Annotated in this window: 15 protein-coding genes, 1 rRNA gene and 1 pseudogene; all 17 read right to left on the bottom strand. The window is 71.5% G+C overall.

What is annotated here, in order from left to right; all coding sequences use genetic code 11:
- Window positions 1-105 precede the first annotated feature (105 nt).
- The 17 genes and pseudogenes from der to rrf all read right to left on the bottom strand — a co-directional run bounded on the left by der (window position 106) and on the right by rrf (window position 18,207).
- Entirely contained in the window at window positions 106-1,554 is a 1,449-nt protein-coding gene (der, locus tag AEQ27_RS15640) for a ribosome biogenesis GTPase Der (protein ID WP_369813673.1), read from the bottom strand.
- Between the two features lie 70 nt (window positions 1,555-1,624).
- Window positions 1,625-2,440 carry a (d)CMP kinase gene (gene cmk, locus AEQ27_RS15635; protein ID WP_152970416.1) on the bottom strand — a complete coding sequence of 272 codons (816 nt, stop codon included), beginning with the start codon at window positions 2,438-2,440 and terminating at the stop codon, window positions 1,625-1,627.
- Complete coding sequence (locus tag AEQ27_RS15630; RefSeq protein WP_054147518.1) at window positions 2,437-3,549, bottom strand: prephenate dehydrogenase; 1,113 nt, start codon at window positions 3,547-3,549, stop codon at window positions 2,437-2,439. The genes cmk and AEQ27_RS15630 overlap by 4 nt, the downstream gene beginning before the upstream one ends.
- Before the next feature lie 1,442 nt (window positions 3,550-4,991).
- Window positions 4,992-5,789, bottom strand: a pseudogene (locus AEQ27_RS18465) (pseudouridine synthase); the annotation flags it as partial.
- The gene (gene scpB / locus AEQ27_RS15620; protein ID WP_054147508.1) at window positions 5,779-6,417 is read right to left on the bottom strand and encodes an SMC-Scp complex subunit ScpB; all 639 of its coding nucleotides are present in this window, start codon (window positions 6,415-6,417) and stop codon (window positions 5,779-5,781) included. The gene scpB and the pseudogene AEQ27_RS18465, both read right to left, overlap by 11 nt.
- The gene (locus AEQ27_RS15615) at window positions 6,407-7,261 is read right to left on the bottom strand and encodes a ScpA family protein (protein ID WP_054147507.1); all 855 of its coding nucleotides are present in this window, start codon (window positions 7,259-7,261) and stop codon (window positions 6,407-6,409) included. The genes scpB and AEQ27_RS15615 overlap by 11 nt, the downstream gene beginning before the upstream one ends.
- The gene (locus AEQ27_RS15610) at window positions 7,245-8,144 is read right to left on the bottom strand and encodes a ParA family protein (RefSeq protein WP_054147506.1); all 900 of its coding nucleotides are present in this window, start codon (window positions 8,142-8,144) and stop codon (window positions 7,245-7,247) included. The genes AEQ27_RS15615 and AEQ27_RS15610 overlap by 17 nt, the downstream gene beginning before the upstream one ends.
- Window positions 8,145-8,328: 184 nt before the next feature.
- Window positions 8,329-9,243: a site-specific tyrosine recombinase XerD gene (locus tag AEQ27_RS15605; protein ID WP_054147505.1), complete on the bottom strand. Its 915-nt coding sequence runs from the start codon at window positions 9,241-9,243 to the stop codon at window positions 8,329-8,331.
- Window positions 9,244-9,292: 49 nt separating this feature from the next.
- Entirely contained in the window at window positions 9,293-9,874 is a 582-nt protein-coding gene (locus AEQ27_RS15600; protein ID WP_054147504.1) for an NUDIX hydrolase, read from the bottom strand.
- On the bottom strand, window positions 9,871-11,580 hold the full coding sequence (locus AEQ27_RS15595; protein WP_082383666.1) for a CTP synthase: 1,710 nt from the start codon (window positions 11,578-11,580) through the stop codon (window positions 9,871-9,873). Before AEQ27_RS15595 ends, AEQ27_RS15600 begins: the two co-directional genes overlap by 4 nt.
- Before the next feature lie 51 nt (window positions 11,581-11,631).
- Window positions 11,632-13,353 carry a DNA repair protein RecN gene (gene recN, locus AEQ27_RS15590; RefSeq protein WP_054147502.1) on the bottom strand — a complete coding sequence of 574 codons (1,722 nt, stop codon included), beginning with the start codon at window positions 13,351-13,353 and terminating at the stop codon, window positions 11,632-11,634.
- Window positions 13,350-14,333, bottom strand: coding sequence for an NAD kinase (locus AEQ27_RS15585; RefSeq protein ID WP_235451131.1), 984 nt, complete (start codon window positions 14,331-14,333; stop codon window positions 13,350-13,352). Before AEQ27_RS15585 ends, recN begins: the two co-directional genes overlap by 4 nt.
- A 5-nt stretch (window positions 14,334-14,338) precedes the next feature.
- The gene (locus tag AEQ27_RS15580) at window positions 14,339-15,154 is read right to left on the bottom strand and encodes a TlyA family RNA methyltransferase (RefSeq protein ID WP_054147501.1); all 816 of its coding nucleotides are present in this window, start codon (window positions 15,152-15,154) and stop codon (window positions 14,339-14,341) included.
- Window positions 15,151-15,369 carry a hypothetical protein gene (locus AEQ27_RS18150; protein WP_054147500.1) on the bottom strand — a complete coding sequence of 73 codons (219 nt, stop codon included), beginning with the start codon at window positions 15,367-15,369 and terminating at the stop codon, window positions 15,151-15,153. Before AEQ27_RS18150 ends, AEQ27_RS15580 begins: the two co-directional genes overlap by 4 nt.
- Window positions 15,370-15,417: 48 nt before the next feature.
- On the bottom strand, window positions 15,418-16,479 hold the full coding sequence (locus tag AEQ27_RS15570; protein WP_082383661.1) for an HAD-IIA family hydrolase: 1,062 nt from the start codon (window positions 16,477-16,479) through the stop codon (window positions 15,418-15,420).
- Window positions 16,415-17,383 carry a hypothetical protein gene (locus AEQ27_RS15565; RefSeq protein ID WP_152970415.1) on the bottom strand — a complete coding sequence of 323 codons (969 nt, stop codon included), beginning with the start codon at window positions 17,381-17,383 and terminating at the stop codon, window positions 16,415-16,417. Before AEQ27_RS15565 ends, AEQ27_RS15570 begins: the two co-directional genes overlap by 65 nt.
- A 707-nt stretch (window positions 17,384-18,090) precedes the next feature.
- Window positions 18,091-18,207, bottom strand: a 5S ribosomal RNA gene (rrf, locus tag AEQ27_RS15555).
- Window position 18,208 lies beyond the last annotated feature (1 nt).

Genomic DNA, 18,208 nt, shown 5'->3' with positions numbered 1-18,208 from the left:
AATGCAGAACGCCCGGTGTGGAAACGATCCACAACCGGGCGTTCAGTCCACAGGCGAGCCTGCGGGCGGTGCCGATCCGTCGACGGGACAGGCACGGGAGAAGGGCTACGGGCGCTTGCGCTTCTCGCGCACGCGCATGTTCACCGTGATGGGCGTGCCCTCGAAACCGAAGATCTCGCGCAGGCGCCGCGTGATGAACCGGCGGTACTGGGGGTCGAGGAACCCGGTCGTGAAGAGCACGAAGGTCGGCGGGCGGTTCGCGGCCTGGGTGCCGAACAGGATGCGCGGCTGCTTGCCGGACCGCAGCGGGTGCGGGTGCTCGGCGACGAGCTCGGCGAGCAGGGCGTTGAACTTGCCGGTCGGGATGCGGGTGTCCCACGACTCGAGTGCGAGCTCGAGGGCGGGGACGAGCTTCTCGAGGTGACGACCCGTGCGGGCCGAGATGTTGACCCGCGGGGCCCACGACACGTGGTCGAGGTCCTGCTCGATCTCGCGCTCGAGGTAGCGGCGACGGTCGTCGTCCAAGAGGTCCCACTTGTTGAACGCGAGCACGAGCGCGCGGCCCGACTCGAGCACCAGGTCGATGATGCGGAGGTCTTGCGTCGAGATCTGCTCGGTGACGTCGATCACGACGACCGCGACCTCGGCCTTCTCGAGCGCTGCGGAAGTGCGCAGAGACGCGTAGAAGTCGGCGCCCTGCTGCAGGTGGACGCGCTTGCGGATGCCGGCGGTGTCGACGAAGGTCCACACGCGACCGGCGATCTCGACCTGCTCGTCGACGGGGTCGCGGGTCGTGCCGGCCAGCTCGTTGACGACCACGCGCTCTTCGCCCGCGGCCTTGTTGAGCAGCGAGCTCTTGCCGACGTTCGGTCGACCGAGGATCGCGACGCGACGCGGGCCGCCGATCTCTTGCTTGGCCACGGTCGACACCGCGGGCAGCTTGGTCATGCAGAGGTCGAGCAGGTCGGCGACGTTGCGGCCGTGCAGGGCCGACGCGGGGAACGGCTCACCCAGGCCGAGCGACCACAGCGAGGCGGCCTCGAGGTCTTTGCGGGCGTCGTCGCTCTTGTTGGCGACGAGGATGACGGGCTTGTGCGAGGCCCGCAGCATGCGGACGACGGCCTCGTCGGTGGCGGTCGCGCCGACGTTGACGTCGACGACGAACAGCACGGCGTCGGCCAGGTCGACCGCGATCTCGGCCTGCATGGCGACCGAGCGGTCGATGCCGATCGCGTCGGGTTCCCACCCGCCGGTGTCGACGAGGGTGAAGCGGCGTCCGCCCCACTCGGCCTTGTACGAGACGCGGTCGCGCGTGACACCGGGCTTGTCCTCGACGACGGCCTCGCGCCTCCCGAGGATGCGGTTGACCATCGCGCTCTTGCCGACGTTCGGTCGGCCGACGATCGCCAGCACCGGCAGCGCCGGGGCGTAGGTGAGTGCGTCGGGGTCCCACTCGGCGCCCTCGAGGACGTCGATGTCGCCCTCGTCGAGGTCGTAGTCGGTCAGGCCGGCACGTAGGGCCCGGGCGCGCTGGTCGGCGTCCTCGTCGGGCATCGTCTGGATGCGGTCGACCATCTGCTCGTCGAGCTCGGGGTACTTGTCGTCGTCTGCCATGGGGACTTCCTTAAGAAATGGGGGTGCTCGCTCGCACGAGCTCGACCACGGCCTGCACGGTCTGGTCGAAGTCGAGTTGGGTGGAGTCGACGGTGGAGACGCCGGGTGCGGCGGTCATGAAGTCGACGACCTTGCTGTCGAGCCGGTCACGGGTCGAGAGCTGCCGAGCTGTCTCTTCGGCACTCTGCCCGGTCACCTCGGCCGAACGCCTGGCCATTCTAGCGGCTTCGCTGGCGGTCAACAGGATTCTGACCTGGGCATCCGGTGCGACGACGGTGGTGATGTCGCGCCCCTCGGTGACGATGCCCGGCTTGTCGGTCGACGCGATGATGCGCCGGAACAGGTCGACCATGAACCGGCGGACCTCGGGCACCTTGGCCACGTGGCTGACGGCGGTCGTCACGCGCGGCGTGCGGATCTCGTCCGTCACGTCGCGACCGCCGATCGTCACCGAGGCGGCGCGGGCCGGGTCGATCGCGATCGCGTAGTGGAACGTCGGCAAGGCCGCGATGACGGCCTCGGCGTCGTCGAGGTCGACGCCGCTCTCGAGGGCGTGCAGGGCGAAAGCCCGGTAGGCCGCCCCCGTGTCCTGGGAGTCGAAGCCGAGGGAAGCAGCGGAGGCGCGGCTGGCGCTGGACTTGCCGCTCCCGGCCGGTCCGTCGACGGCCACCCCGCCGTGGCGGTGCACGGCCTGGGCGGTCTCGGCGCGCAGCTCTTCGAGGTGGGCCTCGCCGGCGGGACCGCCGACGCCGTGCTCCCCCGGCGAGCGCTCGGGATCGACGTCGGCCGAGCCGACGCGGCCAGTGGCGCGCGGGTCGCCGCTCATGCGAACGCCCCCGCGACGGTCCAGCCCCGGGCTTCGAGCTCGGTCACGAGTCGGTCTTCTTGTTCGGGCACGATCGATACCTCCGCGAGTCCTACCTGCGCCCCCGGCGAGTGCTCGAGCCGCAGGTCTTCCAGGTTGACGCCGATCTCACCGATCTCGGTGAGCAGGCGGGCCAGCTGCCCGGGGGTGTCGTCGACCATGACGATCACCGAGCTGAACTGGGTCTGTTGTCCGTGCTTGCCGGGCAGACGGGCGACGCCGCCGTTGCCCGCGCCGATGCTCTCGGCCACGGTGCGCCGACTGCCGGGAGCGTCCGGGGCCTCGAGGGCGCCGACGACCCGGTCGAGGTCGGCGCGAAGGTCGCGCAGCACGTCGGCCACTCGGGAGGCGTTCGCCCCGAGGATCTGCGTCCAGAGGACCGGGTCGCTGCTCGCGATGCGCGTGACGTCACGGACGCCCTGACCGGCGAGGCCGAGCGAGGCGTCGGACGCATCACGCAGGCGGGGCGCCATCAGCGGGGCGGCGACCCGCGGAGCGTGGCTGACGAGGGCCGCGCCGGCGTCGTGCGCTTCCGGCGTCATCTCGATCGGCGTCGCCCCGGGGTCGGGCGCCGGGTCTTCGACCGCGGCCGCCCGTCGGTACGTGAGGTCGTCGTGCCCCGCGAGGACCCAAGGACGGCCGACGAAGAGGTCGGCGCGAGCCGAGACGGCTCCCCCGCGTTCACGCCCGGCCATGGGGTGCGAGCCGATGTAGCGCGAGACGTCGGCTCCACGGGCCCGCAGTTCGGCGAGCGGGGCGACCTTGACCGACGCGACGTCGGTGACGAGCGCCTCGGGCCAGGCGTCGAGTTCGCGGGCGACGATGTCGCTGGTCACGTCGGGCGGCACGGCGACGACGACGAGCACGGGATCGTCACCTTCGGCAGGGGCCCGCCCGGCGCCGTAGTCGACGGCGAGGCTGCGCGCGGCCGGCGACACGTCGTCGAGGATCACGTCGCCCCCGTGCTGACGCAGTCGCAGGCCGATGCTCGCACCGAGCAGACCCGACCCGACGATGCGCACCTGGCCCGCCAGCCGGCGACTGCCGGCGGTCGACGGGTCGCCCGTCAGCTCGTCAGCGACCGGCACGTGAGGCGTGGCGTCGTCGTCGGACGAGGAGGCGCGGTGCGCGTCGGTCACGACCGGCCGCCCCCTCGAGGACCACGACCCCCGGCGTCGGGTCGGCCACGGTAGGGACGGTCGCCGCCACGGTCGTCACGTCCGCCACGGTCGTCACGTCCACCGCGGTCGTCGCGCGGGCCGCGGGCGGGCCCGCCCCGCGAACCACCGCGGTCGTCGCGCTGCTCACGACCCTGGTAGCCGCCGCTGCGCGATCCGTCGCGCCCGGAGCGATCGTCACGGCCCTGGTAGCCGGCGCCACGCGAGCCACCTCGGTCGTCGCGACCTTGGTAGCCGCCGCGAGAGTCGCCACGCTCTCCACGGTCGTCGCGCTGCTCACGACCCTGGTAGCCGCCCCGCGACGCACCACGGTCGTCACGACCGCCGCGCTCGTCACGGCCCTGGTACCCACCGCGCGAACCACCGCGGCCGTCACGACCGCCACGGTCGTCACGGCCCTGGTCCCCACCGCGGTCGTCACGACCGCCCCGGCCGTCCCGGCCCTGGTACCCACCGCGCGAACCACCACGGTCGTCGCGCGCGTCGCGGCCGCCCTGGTAGCCGCCGGAACCGGCACGGCGGTCGTCGCGACCGCCTCGGTCGTCCTCGCCGCGCTCTGCTGCACCGCGGTCGACCCCCCCGCGGTTGGTCGCCTTGCCGCCGGCGCGGATGCCCGCGGGGCGGCCGGTGCGCGGGTCTCGGTGGGCGTCCCGGGGCGGGTAGCCCGCCGCGCGCTCCGCGCCCGGGCGCAGCGGGCGGTCGCCGCCCCCCCGCGGGGCACGGTCGTCGCGCGGGCCGACCCCGCCGCGCGAGCCCCGGTCGTCACGCGACACGAAGCCGCCACGATCGTCGCGTCCGCGGCCGTGGTCATTGCGTCCCTGGTAGCCGGGGCGCGCCCCGCCCCGGTCGTCACGACCCTGGTAGCCGCCACGGGCCGGACGCTCGTCGCGTCCCCGGCCGTCGTCGTTGCGGCCCTGGTAGCCGCCGCGAGCCGGACGCTCGTCTCCCCCGTGGTAACCGGTGCGAGCCGGGCGCCCCTCGCGTCCCCGGCCGTCGTCGTTGTTGCCCTGGTACCCACGCACGGGGCGCTCGTCGCCGGAGCGTCCGTCGTGCCGGTTGCCCTGGTACCCGCCTCGGGTCGGACGCTCGTCGCGTTGCCCGCGCCGCGCCTCCTGCTCTCGGCGCACCTGAGCACGGCGCGAGGTCGACTCGGCCTGGTCGCGGGCCGCCGCGCGGCGGCGCTCGGCACGGGCGCCGGTGGCGGGGGCGTACTCTTCGTCGTCCTCGTCGTAGTAGTCCTTCTCGACCTCGTCGTCGGCGAGGGCCAGCTCGACGACGTCGGCCTCGTCGACGGGGGCGTCGGGGCTCTCGGTGATCGGGGCGGCGTCGACGGACGAGTCCGCCGTGGCGTCGCGCGAGATCGTGAGGATCGCGCCGAGCTCGACCTTGGTCAGCGACCGCATGTGGCCGACCTTGAGCGTGCCGAGGTGCAGCGGGCCGAACGAGCGGCGGACGAGGTCGATGACCGGGTGGCCGACGGCCTCGAGCATGCGACGGACGATGCGGTTGCGCCCCGAGTGCAGCGTGATCTCGATCAGCGACGAGTCGGACGAGCGCGAGAGACCCGCGCCACCGGCGACGAGCGTCGCCTTGTCGGCCGCGATCGGGCCGTCGTCGAGCTCGACGCCGGTCATGAGCTCGTTGAGCACCGAGGGTGTGACGACACCCTTGACCTTGGCGATGTAGGTCTTGGTCACACCGAACGACGGGTGCGCGAGCACGTGCGCGAGCTCGCCGTCGTTGGTCAGGACGAGCAGGCCGCTCGTCTCGACGTCGAGGCGACCGACGTTGAACAGGCGCTCTTCGTACTGCTCGGTGAACTGGCGCAGGTCGGGACGACCGTTCTCGTCGCTCAGGGTGCTGACGATGCCGACCGGCTTGTTGAGCATGACGTAGCGACGCGTGGCGTCGAGCTGCACGGCGCTGCCGTCGACGACGATCTTGTCCTTCGCCGGGTCGATGCGACGGCCGGGCTCGGTGACGACCTTGCCGTTCACCGTCACACGACCGGCGGCGATCATGTCTTCGCTGACGCGGCGCGAGGCCACACCCGCGGCCGCCATGACCTTCTGCAGGCGCTCGCCCGAGGCCAGCTCGGAGTCGTCGGAGGAGGAGGGCTGACTACGCGACATCGTCGAAACCCCCCTGGCCGTCCGAGAGGAGGGGCGAGATGAGCGGGAGCTCATCGAGCGAGTTGATGCCGAGATGGGTCAAGAGGAGGCCTGTCGTTTCGTAGTTGATGGCGCCTGTCTCGGGGTCGGTGGACGACTCCGTGATCAGGCCGCGACCCAGCAGCGTACGGACGACCGAGTCGACGTTGACCGCCCGGATCTGGGCGATGCTGCTGCGGGTGATGGGTTGCTTGTAGGCGATGACCGCCAGCGTCTCGAGAGCCGCTGAGGACAGTTTCGTCGGGTTCTGCGTCAGCACGAAATCGCGCACGACCGGATCGTGCTCGTCACGCACGTAGAATCGCCAGCCGCCACCGACCTCACGCAGCTCGAAACCGCGCCGGACGGTGCCGTCGACCCCGTCGAAATCGGCCACGAGCGCCGCGATCGCCTGCCGCACCGCGGCGACCGGCGCGCCGACGGCGGTCGCCAGGTCGACGAGCGGTTGCGGCTCGTCGGCGACCATCAGCAGCGCCTCGAGCTGGCGTGCGATCGCGGTGGTCGGATCGGCCTCACGGTTCTGGGTCCCCTCGGCCTGGACCTCGGGCGTCTCGAGGGACGAGGAGGCGCGGGTCGCGTCAGCCCTCATAGTCGGCCCCCAGCGCCGCCAGGTTCTCTTCGGTCCAGGTCTCGGCCACCCAGCGGACGCTGAGCTCGCCGAGCGGCTCGACCTGCTCGAACGAGATGGACGCGTGACGGTACAGCTCGAGCAGGGCCAGGAACCGGGCGACGACGACGCCCTTCTCGTCGATGCCGGCGACGAGTTCGCGGAAGGTGAGGACCGCCCCGCGACGCAGCAACGACACGACGACGGCCGCCTGCTCACGGATGCTGACCAGGGGGGCGTGCAGGTGGTCGAGGCCGACCGTGGGGATCTCGCGTGGCGTCAGCGCCAGGGTGGCGAGGGCGGCGAAGTCGTCGGGCGAGAGCGTCCAGACGAGCTCGGGGGTCGTGACGCGGTACTTCTGCTCGAGTCGCACGGAGCGGGCGTGGCGCTCGGCCTCGGCGGCACCGTGCTGCGCGAACCATTCGGCGGCCTGTTTGAAGGCCCGGTACTGCAGCAGCCGGGCGAAGAGCAGGTCGCGTGCCTCGAGCAGGGCCACGTCCTCGGCGTCGACGAGCTCGCCCTGCGGCAGCAGCCCCGCCACCTTGAGGTCGAGCAGTGTGGCCGCGACGACGATGAATTCGCTGGCCTGGTCGAGGTTCTCGTCGGTGTCGATGCGGCGGAGGAACGACAGGAACTCGTCGGTCACGGCGCTGAGCGCGACCTCGGTGATGTCCATCTCGCGCTTGGTGATCAACGAGAGCAACAGGTCGAAGGGCCCGCTGAAGTTCTCGAGCCGCACCTCGAAGCCGGGTGAGACCTCGGGACCCGCGAGGGCGGTCTCGTCGGCGCCGACCTCGGCGGTCGCCGACTCAGGCCGCGGCACCACGCGCGATCAGCTCTCGGGCCAGCTGGCGGTAGGCCTGCGCCGCCGGGTGCTCGGGGGCGAACTTGGTGATCGGTGTGCCGGCGACCGACGCGTCGGGGAACTTCACGGTGCGACCGATGACGGTCTCGAGCACCTGGTCGTCGAACCCCTCGACGACGCGCTCGAGCACCTCGCGGCTGTGCAGGGTGCGCGAGTCGAACATGGTCGGCAGGATGCCGTCGAGCGTGATCGCGGGGTTAAGCCGGTCGCGCACCTTCTCGATGGTCTCGACGAGCAGGGCGACGCCGCGGAGCGCGAAGAACTCGCACTCGAGCGGGATCAGCACGCCGTGCGCCGCGGTGAGGGCGTTGACGGTCAGGAGGCCGAGCGAGGGCTGGCAGTCGATCAGGACGACGTCGTACTCGTCGCTGACCTGGCGCAGGATGCGCGCGAGGATCTGCTCGCGAGCGACCTCGTTGACGAGGTGGACCTCGGCGGCGGAGAGGTCGATGTTGGCCGGCATGACGTCGAGGTTGTCGACACGCGTGGGCACGATGACGTCGTGGGCGTCCTTCACCGCGCCGATCATGAGGTCGTAGATCGTGGCCTGGTCGTGCGACTGCACGCCGAGGCCGGCGGTCAGCGCGCCCTGCGGATCGAAGTCGATGGCCAGCACGCGGCGGCCGTACTCGGCGAACGCGGCGCCGAGGTTGATCGTCGTGGTGGTCTTGCCGACGCCGCCCTTCTGGTTGCAGAGGGTGATGATGCGGGCCGGGCCGTGGCTCGACAGGGGCGCAGGAGTCGGGAACTCGGTACGCGGGCGCCCGGTGGGGCCGTTCGCGGGGACGGTCGCCGGAGCGCTCTCGAAGAGGGCGGGGGTGCTCGAGGTCGGCTTGGTGCTCACGGGTACGAGAGTACCGGCGACCCCCGACGCCCACGGGCTGCCGCGCCCGGCCCGTCACCAGGAAGCCTCATGCCTTGCTTGAGGGTTTTGCCTGGTCAGCGCGGGGTCAGCGCTCGGTCGGCGCTGGGTCGGCGCTGGGTCCGGGCCCGGTCGGCGCCTTGTCGTCGCCCGAGTCGTCGCCCGGTCACGACGCCCATCGTGCCCGCGGGTGCGCCGTCGAGTAGACGTCCCGCAGCGCGTCCGCCGTCACCAGCGTGTAGATCTGCGTCGTCGCCACGGACGAGTGCCCGAGCAATTCCTGGACGACCCGGACGTCGGCCCCTCCCTCGAGCAGATGCGTCGCGAAGGAGTGCCGCAGCGTGTGCGGCGACACCTCGAGGCCGAGCTGGGCCCGCTCGGCCGCCGCCTGGATGATGAGCCACGCGTTCTGCCGCGACACCCTGGCCCCGCGCGTGCCGAGGAACAACGCGGGCGTCGGTTCTCCCCGCGGCGAGAACACCGGTCGGGCACGCACGAGGTACGCGTCCAGCGCCCGCCGCGCGTAGCTGCCGAGCGGCACGATGCGCTGCTTGTTCCCCTTGCCGAACAGACGCACGACGTCACCCTCGATCACGTCGTCGACGTTGAGCGACACGGCCTCGCTCACCCGCGCACCCGTCGCGTAGAGCAGCTCGAGCAGGGCCTTGTCGCGCAGTCGGGTCGGCTCGGCGCCGTCGGTGGCGGCGAGCAACCCCTCGACCTGGCCGATCGGGATGGCCCTCGGGGGGCGGCTCGGCAGCTTGGGAGGCCGGGGGGTGGCGGCCCCGTCCACCGCGACCCGCCCCTCCTCGAGGGCGAAGCGGTGGAAGCCCCGCACCGACGACAGCACCCTGGCCACCGAGGAGGCGCCCAGCGGCTTCTCGGCGCGGGTCGCCAGCGCCGCCGGGAACGTCGCGACGTCCCCGGGCTCGACCTCGTCCAGGGTGAGACGACCGGCCTCCGCCAGGTGAGCCCGCCAGAGGACGAGGTCACGGCGGTACGCCGCGGTCGTGTTCGGGCTGAGGCCGCGCTCGACCGAGACGTGTCTCAGGTACCGGTCCAGCGCCTCCTCGATCGTCACCAGGCCAGGCTACGGCCGGGGCCCCTGCACCGACGGGGCGACGCGCGCCTCAGCGCGACGCGACCGCGGCGAGCGCCGCGATGCTGAGGATCGAGTTGTGCAAGCGTCCGGCCAGCACACCGTCGACGATCTCGTCGAGTGAGACCCAGCGCTTCTCGATGTCGGCCTCTTCGTCGCTGCGCTCGAACGCCCCCTCCGTCGCGCTGACGCCGGTGGCACGGTAGACCGTGACCATCTCGTCGTTGCCGCCGGGCGTGGTGTGGAACGAGACGAGTTCGTCCCAGGTCGTCGCCCGCAGGTCCGCCTCTTCGGCGAGCTCGCGCTTGGCGGCGTCGAGCTTGCTCTCACCCTCGGCGTCGAGCAGACCCGCGGGCAGCTCCCAGTCGCGGGTGCGGATCGGGTGTCGGTACTGCTTGATGACGAGGACACGCTGCTCGTCGTCGACGGCCAGGACGGCGACGGCACCGGTGTGCGCGACGTACTCGCGCACCATCGGCGAGCCGTTGTAGTCGACGGTGTCGCGCTTGACGTTCCAGACGGCGCCTTCGAAGACGACCTCGGTCTTCGTGACCGTCGGCGACGCCGGCTCGTCGGCGAGCGGGCCGGTGGCCGCCGAGAACGCGTCGGTCACGCGACGACCTCGGCGGCGTCGGCCTCGTCGGCGAACAGCTTGCTCGCGTCGTGGCGCTCGAGGGATGCGGCGACGAGCCCGGCGAACAGCGGGTGGGCGTCGTTGGGGCGCGACCGCAGCTCGGGGTGGGCTTGCGTGCCGATGTAGAACGGGTGGACGTCGCGGTCGAGCTCGACGTACTCGACGAGCGTGCCGTCGGGCGAGGTGCCCGAGAAGCGGAGGCCGGCGTCGGCGATCTGCTGGCGGTACTGGTTCGAGACCTCGTAGCGGTGGCGGTGACGCTCGGAGACCAGCTCGGAGCCGTACAGGTCGGCGGCGAGCGAGCCCGGTGTGAGGGCGGCCGGGTAGAGGCCGAGACGCATGGTGCCGCCGAGGTCGCCGTCCGCGATGATGTCGACCTGCTCGGCCATGGTCGCGACGACCGCGTACTCGGTGTCGGGGTCGAACTCGGACGAGGAGGCGCCGGTCAGGCCGGCCTCGTTGCGTGCGTACTCGATGACCATGCACTGCAGGCCCAGGCAGAGACCGAGCGCCGGCAGGCCGTTCTCGCGGGCGTAGCGGAGCGCCCCGAGCTTGCCCTCGATGCCGCGGATGCCGAAGCCGCCGGGCACGCAGATGCCGTCGACGCCGCGGAGCGCCTTGGCCGCCCCCTCGGGGGTCTCGCAGTCGTCGGAGGGGATCCAGGTCAGCGACACCTTGGTCTGGTGCGCGAACCCGCCGGCCTTGAGCGCCTCGGTGACCGAGAGGTAGGCGTCGGGCAGGTCGATGTACTTGCCGACCAGGCCGATCGTGACCTCGTGCTTCGGCTCGTGCACCGCCGTCAGCACGGGCTGCCAGCCCGACCAGTCGACCTCGCCCGCCTTCTCGCCGAGACCCAGGTGGTCGATGATGTACGCGTCGAGCCCCTGGTCGTTCAGCATGGCCGGGATGTCGTAGATGCTCGCGACGTCCTTCGCGTTGACGACCGCGTCTTCGTCGACGTCGCACATCAGGGCGATCTTCTTCTTGTTGCTCTCGCTGACGGGGCGGTCGCTGCGCAGCACGAGGGCGTCCGGCTGGATGCCGATCGACCGCAGGGCGGCGACGCTGTGCTGCGTCGGCTTGGTCTTCTGTTCGCCGGACGCACCCATGTAGGGCACGAGCGAGACGTGCACGAAGAACACGTTCTTGCGACCGAGCTCGTGGCGAACCTGACGGGCGGCCTCGATGAACGGCTGGCTCTCGATGTCGCCGACCGTGCCGCCCACCTCGGTGATGATCACGTCGGGCTTCGGATCGTCGTCGGCCTGCTGACGCATGCGCCGCTTGATCTCGTCGGTGATGTGCGGGATGACCTGCACGGTGTCACCGAGGTACTCGCCGCGTCGCTCTTTCGCGATGACGGTCGAGTAGATCTGGCCGGTCGTGACGTTCGCCGACTGACCGAGGTCGATGTCGAGGAAGCGCTCGTAGTGCCCGATGTCGAGGTCGGTCTCGGCACCGTCGTCGGTGACGAAGACCTCACCGTGCTGGAACGGGTTCATCGTGCCCGGATCGACGTTCAGGTACGGATCGAGCTTCTGCATGACCACGCGCAGCCCGCGGGCCGTGAGCAGATTGCCCAGGCTGGCGGCCGTCAGGCCTTTTCCGAGGGAGGAGACGACGCCTCCGGTGACGAAGATGTGCTTCGTCGTGCTGGCATCTGGACCCGAGTTCTCAACGTTCACCACGGGATTCCATCCTATGTCACACCGAGCCGTTCCGACAGACCACGCCTGTTACGAACGTGTGTCGGCCGTCGCCGGTCGTCGGGCCGACGAGGCGAGCTCGAGGAGCTCGCGCGCGTGTTCGAGGCCACTGGAGCTGTCGGGCAACCCCGAGAGGAGACGGGCCATCTCGGCGCCCCGCTCGTCGCCGTCGAGCTGATGCACGCTGCTGGCGGTCACCTCGCCCGAAGCGTCCTTCACGACGCGGAGGTGGTTCGTGGCGAACGCGGCGACCTGGGCCAGGTGCGTCACCACGATGACCTGCGCCCGTTCGGCGAGCGCTGCCAGACGTCGACCGATCTCGATCGCTGCCGACCCGCCGACGCCCGCGTCGACCTCGTCGAACACGAACGTGGGCACGTCGCTCGACCCGGCCATGACGACCTCGAGCGCGCGCATCACGCGGGACAGCTCGCCGCCGGATGCGCCCTTGCCGAGCGGCCGGGGTTCGCTGCCGGGGTGCGGCCTCAGCAGCAGCGACACGACGTCCCCGCCGCTCGTCCCGAGCTCGTCGCGCGGTGAGACCTCGACGACGATCTCGGCACCGGTCATGGCCAGGGCGCTCAACTCGGCGCTGACGCGCGTCGCGAGGTCGGCCCCGGAGGCGCGGCGCAGCCCGCCCAGGACGCCCGCCCGCCGCTCGGCCTCGGCCCGCCGCTCGGCCACGTCGTTGTCGAGGTGCGCGCGTCGGTCGTCGTCGCCGTCGAGCTCGACCAGGCGTCGGCTGCCGTCGTCGAGCAGCCGGATGACGTCGTCGAGGGTGGGGCCGTACTTGCGGACGAGCCCGGCCAGGTCGGCGCGACGCGTCTGCACCGACTCGAGTTCGACGGCAACGTCGGCGTCGAGGGTGCCGAGGTAGCTCGACAGGCGTGACGCGGATTCTCCGGCCTGCACGCTGACCTCGGCCAGCAGGTCGGCGATCGGCTCGAGCGCCGGATCGTGAGGCGCGACACGTTCGATCTGACGCCGGGCCTCTTCGACGAGGGGGGCGACGTCGCGGGGGCCGTCGACCGCGTCGGTCGAGAGCACCTCGGGGGCGAGCCCGGCCGCCAGCCGCAGGTCTTCGGCGTTGCTCAGCCGCTCGGCCGTGGCGTCGAGTTCGTCGAGTTCGCCGGCCACGGGAGCGAGCCCCTCGATCTCGTCGATCGCGGCCCGGAGGCTCTCCGCCTCGTCACGCCGGGCGTCGCGGTCGCGGGTGATCTCGTCGAGTTCGGCGCGGGCGGCCAGCCAGGCGTCGTAGGCCCCGCGGTAGTGTGCGGCGGCCTGGGCCAGAGCGGGCCCGCCGTGCGCGTCGACAGCCGCACGCTGGGCCGCGGCGGACTTGAGGCGGATCTGCTCGGACTGGCCGTGCACCACCACGAGATGGTCGGCGAGATCACCGAGCACGCCGATGGGAGCCGTACGCCCGCCGACGACCGCGCGGCTGCGCCCCTCGGCCGAGACGACACGGCTGAGGAAGAGTTCGCCGTCGTCGACGTCGCCGCCCGCGTCACGGACCCGCTCGACGATGGCCCCCTCGGCAGGGACCAGCCAGCGGCCGTCCACCCCGGCCTGGGGGCTGCCCGAGCGGACGACCCCGCTCTCGGCACGCTGGCCGAGCAACAGGCCGAGCGCCGACACGACCATGGTCTTGCCCGCACCGGTCTCGCCCGTGACGGCCGTGAAGCCGGGACCTAGAGGCAGCGTGGCACGACCGATCACACCGAGGTCGCGGATCGAGATCTCTTCGATCATCGGTCGCCCTCGGCTGCTGCGACGGTCGGCGACGTCGAGGTGCCCGACTCGGCGGGGGCGTCCTCGACGGGGGCCGGACCGCGCCAGCCGGTGACCGGCAGCTGGAACTTGGCCACGAGACGGTCGGTGAACGGGCCCGTCCGCAGGCGGGCGAGTCGCACGGGCTGGTCGGAGCGGCTGCACTCGACCCGGGCCCCCGGGGGCAGGTCGTGCTCGCGACGGCCGTCGCACCACAGGATGCCGCGGGCGTCGGTGCGGCTCAGCACCTCGACGGCGAGCACCGAGTCGGGCCCGACGACGAGCGGGCGGGCGAAGAGGGCGTGGGCACTGAGCGGCACGAGCAGGAGCGCCTGCACGGCAGGCCACACCACGGGGCCGCCGGCCGAGAACGAGTAGGCGGTCGAGCCGGTCGGCGTCGACATGACCACGCCGTCGCAGCCGAACGACGACAGGGGACGACCGTCGACCTCGATGACGACCTCGAGCATGCGTTCGCGCGAGGCCTTCTCGACCGTCGCCTCGTTCATGGCCCAGGTCTCGTAGACCACCTCGTCACCGTTGGTGACCTTGACGTCGAGCGCGAAACGCTCTTCGACCTCGTAGTCGGCGGCGAGCACGCGAGCGACGGTGTCGGCCATCTCGTCGCGCTCGCTCTCGGCCAGGAAGCCGACGTGCCCGAGGTTGACGCCGACGATGGGCGCCCGGGTGCCGCGGATCAACTCGGCGGCACGCAGGATAGTGCCGTCACCGCCGAGCACGATGACGCATTCGAGGTCGTCGCAGGCCACGCCGTCGAACAGGATCTCGACGTCGTCGATGGCGGCCGTGGGCTGGGCCCGACGGATGTCGTCCCACTCGTCGCGGGGCAGCACGGGCACCACGCCGGCGTCGCCCAGCAGCCCGCAGACCTCGAGGGCGGCGTCGATCGAGTCGGGGCGCCCCGTGTGCGAGACGACCAGGATGTGTCGTGTCGAAGAGATGTCGTTCACCCTCTCGTCAAGCTGTCGGCCGTGCTGAGCCATTCTGTCGGATTCGTCCCGGCCGAGGCCGAGAAGTGCACACAGTACTCGCGGTTGCCCGAGCCACCGACGATCGGGGACGAGATGAGCCCGGCCGTGCCGAGCCCCAGGTCGTGGGCGGCCCACAACACGGTCGTGACGGCCTCGTTCCGCAACACGGGGTCGAGCACGAGGCCTTCACGGACCCCCTGCCGACCGACCTCGAACTGCGGCTTGATCAACATGACGAAGTCGTTGTCCACACCCACGCTCGCCACGAGCGCGGGCAGCACCATCGTCAGCGAGATGAAGGACACGTCGGCGACGACGAGCGACACCGAGGAGGCGCGGGGCGTCAACGCGGCGAACCGCTCGGCCGTCAGGTACCTCGCGTTCTCGCCCTCGACGATCGTGACCCGCGGGTCGAAGCGCACCGGGTTGGCCAGCTGACCGTGGCCGACGTCGAGGGCGACGACGTGGTCGGCACCGCGCTCGAGGAGGACCTGAGTGAACCCGCCCGTTGACGCGCCGACGTCGAGGGCCGTGCGGCCCGTCGGGTCGACACCGAACGCGTCGAGGGCGCCCAGCAGCTTGTGGGCCGCGCGACTCACGTAGTGATCGAGCCCGGCGACGGCGACCTCGTCCGACTCGGCCACCCGGGCAGAGGCCTTCACGACCCCGACGCCGTTGACCGTCACCAGCCCGTCCGACAGCAACCGGGCGGCATGCGTACGTGACCGGGCGAGACCGCGCCGGGCTAGCACCGAGTCGAGTCGGTCCCCCGGCGCCTCGGAGGCCGTCACCGACCGCCCTGACCGATGTCGTCCGTCATTCCCTCGAGCACCGCTCGGAGTTCGTCGTGGACCCCTCCGAAGGCCTGGGCCCGGGAAGCCAAGGGCTGGGACTCGATGTCGGCCAAGCGGGTGGCGGACGCGACCCGCGCCTCCTGACGGTCTGCGGCATCGACGACGTCGAGGTCGGTGTCGCCGCGGACGGTGGCGTCGGGATGGTCGCTCATGGTGCCGTCCAGACTAGTCGCCGCCCCTGACGGTCGGGGCGGGCGCGATCAGCCGTCGGCGTGCAGCTTGGGGTCGACGTCGAGCCCGTAGATCGCCTTGCCGGTCCCCCACACGGCGGTGGCCCCGGCGCGCAGCAGGTCGACGGGGTCGTCCCCCTCGGACAACACGCGCACGACGTGACCGCGGACGGCGACGCTCGCACCGCGGACGGTGACGACGTGCACGTCCTCTTCGTCGCGCTCGACGGTCTCGGGATACGGCTGGTCCAGCTCGCGGAGGTCGCCGACGATGAAGTCCGGCCGCGACTTTGCGTCCGCGGCGAGCCCCTGCTTCGCCCCGTCCATGCCGGTCAGCACGAGGATCGAGACGAGCCCCGCCGCGTTCGCCCCCACGCTGTCGGTGTCGAGCCGGTCGCCGATGAACGCGGCCTTCGTCGCCCCGAACCGCTCGACGGCGGCGGTGAAGATCGGGGTCTCGGGCTTGCCGGCGGTCACGGGCAGGCGCCCGACGGCCGTGTGCACCGCGGACACGAGCGTGCCGTTGCCCGGTGCGACACCTCGCTCTTGCGGGATCGTCCAGTCCGTGTTCGTCGCGATCCACGGGATGCCCGTGTGCAACGCGAAGGAGGCCTCGGCGAGCTGCGCCCACCCGACGTCGGGGCTGAAGCCCTGGACGACCGCGGCGGGGGCGTCGTCTGCCGAGCGGGTCACGACGAACCCCTCCGCCTCGAGCACCGACGTCAACCCCTCCCCGCCGACCACCAGGACCGTCGAGCCGGCGGGCACGGCATCGACGAGGAGGCGCACCGCGGCCTGCGGGGACGTCACCACGTCGTCGGCACCCACCTCGAGCCCGTAGCCGGCCAATTGACCGGCCACCGTCTCGGCCGTCCGGGACGCGTTGTTCGTGATGTACCCGACGCGACGGGTGCGAGCCACGTCCGTCAAGCTGTCGACCGCGTGGTCGATGGCGTGTCGCCCCCGGTACACCACCCCGTCGAGATCGGCGAGGACGGTGTCGACGCCGTCGAGCGGCGTCGCGGCATCAGCCACGGTGGTCGTCGAGGTCGTCCGTGACCGGCGGAGTCGTGTCGGGATCGGCAGTCTCATCGTGCTGTCCGTGCTCCTCGTCGCGCTTCTCTTCCGACCCGTCGTCGGGCTCGGTCTCGGGGTCGACCGCGACGACGTCGTCGCCGTCCGCGGCCCCCGCGTCCATGTCCTCGTCCACGTCGGCTTCATCGGACGCGTCGGCTGCATCTGACACGTCGGCTGCATCTGACGCGTCGGCTGCATCTGACGCGTCGTCGGACTCGTCGAGCGTGACGGGCAGGTCGTCGACGACGTCGACGTCCTCCTCGACGATCTCCACGGTCTCACCGTCGGCGCCACCACTCTCGAGGGCCGCGAGTGCGTCCTCGGCGCGGTCGGCGAGTTCGAGCCATTTCTCCCCCTCGTCGGGACGGCCGAGATCTTCCAGGACCGTGCCGTACGCCGCGAAGAGGGCGGGGCTGTAGCTGAAAGCCTTCGTGCGGTCCAGCTGGGGGATCTCGAGCTCACCCAGGGCCGCCTGGGGTTGGCCGAGGTCCAGTCGCGCACCCGACATCGCGATGGCCAGCGAGACGCGCACCTGCGCGTCGAGGGTCGACACGTCGACGGACCGCCCGAGCTCGAGTGCCCGCTCAGGGCGACCGAGACCGCGTTCACTGTCGACCATCAGGGGCAACTGGTCGTCGCGGCCCGAGATGCGACGGTAGGTGCGGAGCTCCCGCAACGTCAGTGCGTAGTCCCCCACCTGGTAGGCGGTGATGGCGATCGTCTCGCGGACGACCGAGATGCGCCCGGCGCGACGACCTGCCGACAGGGCGTGCTTGTGGGCTTCCTCCGGGTCCTCGTCGATCAGTCGACCGGCCATGACCAAGTGCTTGGCGACCCAGTCCGCGTTCTCCTTGCTGAGCGTCTTCAGTTCACCCCGCGCCACCTTGTCGAGGTCACGGGGCTCGACGTCGTCGGGCACGTGCGCGACCTCTTGCGCCGGACGGACCGACTTGATGCCGAACGGATCGCGGTCCTCCGGGGTCTCACGAGGCTTCCAGGCCTCCCGGCGATCACCACGCCCGGTCGAGCCGGCACGAGGGCCCGCTCCGCGACGATCATCGCCGCCGGGGCGACCACCGCGCTGAGGCCTGTCGCCGTAAGACGGACGATCCCCGCGCTGGGGGCGGTCACCGTAAGAGGGACGGTCTCCACGCTGGGGGCGGTCACCGTAAGAGGGACGGTCTCCACGCTGGGGGCGGTCACCCGATGACGGGCGTTCCCCGCGCTGGGGGCGGTCGTTCGACGGGCGCCCTCCGGTCGGTCGTCCGCCCGACGGACGGCCTTCGGCCGGACGGCCACCCTGCTGAGGGCGACCACCGGTAGGACGATCCCCTGGAGGACGCCCTCGATCACCGGAAGACGGGCGGCCACTTCCACCACCGCGGTGAGGCCCACCGCTGCCAGAGCCCGAGGAGGGGCGGCGCGGGCCGTCCTTGCGGTCGTCGTCGTCGCGATCAGTCACCGAAGTGCTCCTCTGTTGTTCTCTGCCAGCTGTCGAGTTGTGAAGGGACGACTCTACCAAAGTGACCGCAAGCGCAGGAGGCGCGGTGCGAGTACTCGACGATCGTCCCATAACGCAGAAAAGCCGCCCCATCTGGGGCGGCTCTTCTGGTGTTTCTAAAAGGAGTCCGGCGGTGTCCTACTCTCCCACAAGGTCCCCCTTGCAGTACCATCGGCGCTGAGAGTCTTAGCTTCCGGGTTCGGAATGTGACCGGGCGTTTCCCTCTCGCTATGGCCGCCGAAA

Source organism: Frigoribacterium sp. RIT-PI-h (assembly GCF_001297205.1).
Lineage (GTDB): Bacteria > Actinomycetota > Actinomycetes > Actinomycetales > Microbacteriaceae > Frigoribacterium.
This window is presented reverse-complemented; position numbering and strand designations above follow the sequence as displayed.

Excerpts from the sequence above, each read along its gene's own strand:
- der (WP_369813673.1), bottom strand. The coding sequence starts at position 1,554 with ATGCCCGACGAGGACGCCGACCAGCGCGCCCGGGCCCTACGTGCCGGC.
- cmk (WP_152970416.1), bottom strand. The coding sequence starts at position 2,440 with ATGAGCGGCGACCCGCGCGCCACTGGCCGCGTCGGCTCGGCCGACGTC.
- scpB (WP_054147508.1), bottom strand. The coding sequence starts at position 6,417 with ATGAGGGCTGACGCGACCCGCGCCTCCTCGTCCCTCGAGACGCCCGAG.
- recN (WP_054147502.1), bottom strand. The coding sequence starts at position 13,353 with ATGATCGAAGAGATCTCGATCCGCGACCTCGGTGTGATCGGTCGTGCC.
- AEQ27_RS18150 (WP_054147500.1), bottom strand. The coding sequence starts at position 15,369 with ATGAGCGACCATCCCGACGCCACCGTCCGCGGCGACACCGACCTCGAC.
- AEQ27_RS15570 (WP_082383661.1), bottom strand. The coding sequence starts at position 16,479 with ATGAGACTGCCGATCCCGACACGACTCCGCCGGTCACGGACGACCTCG.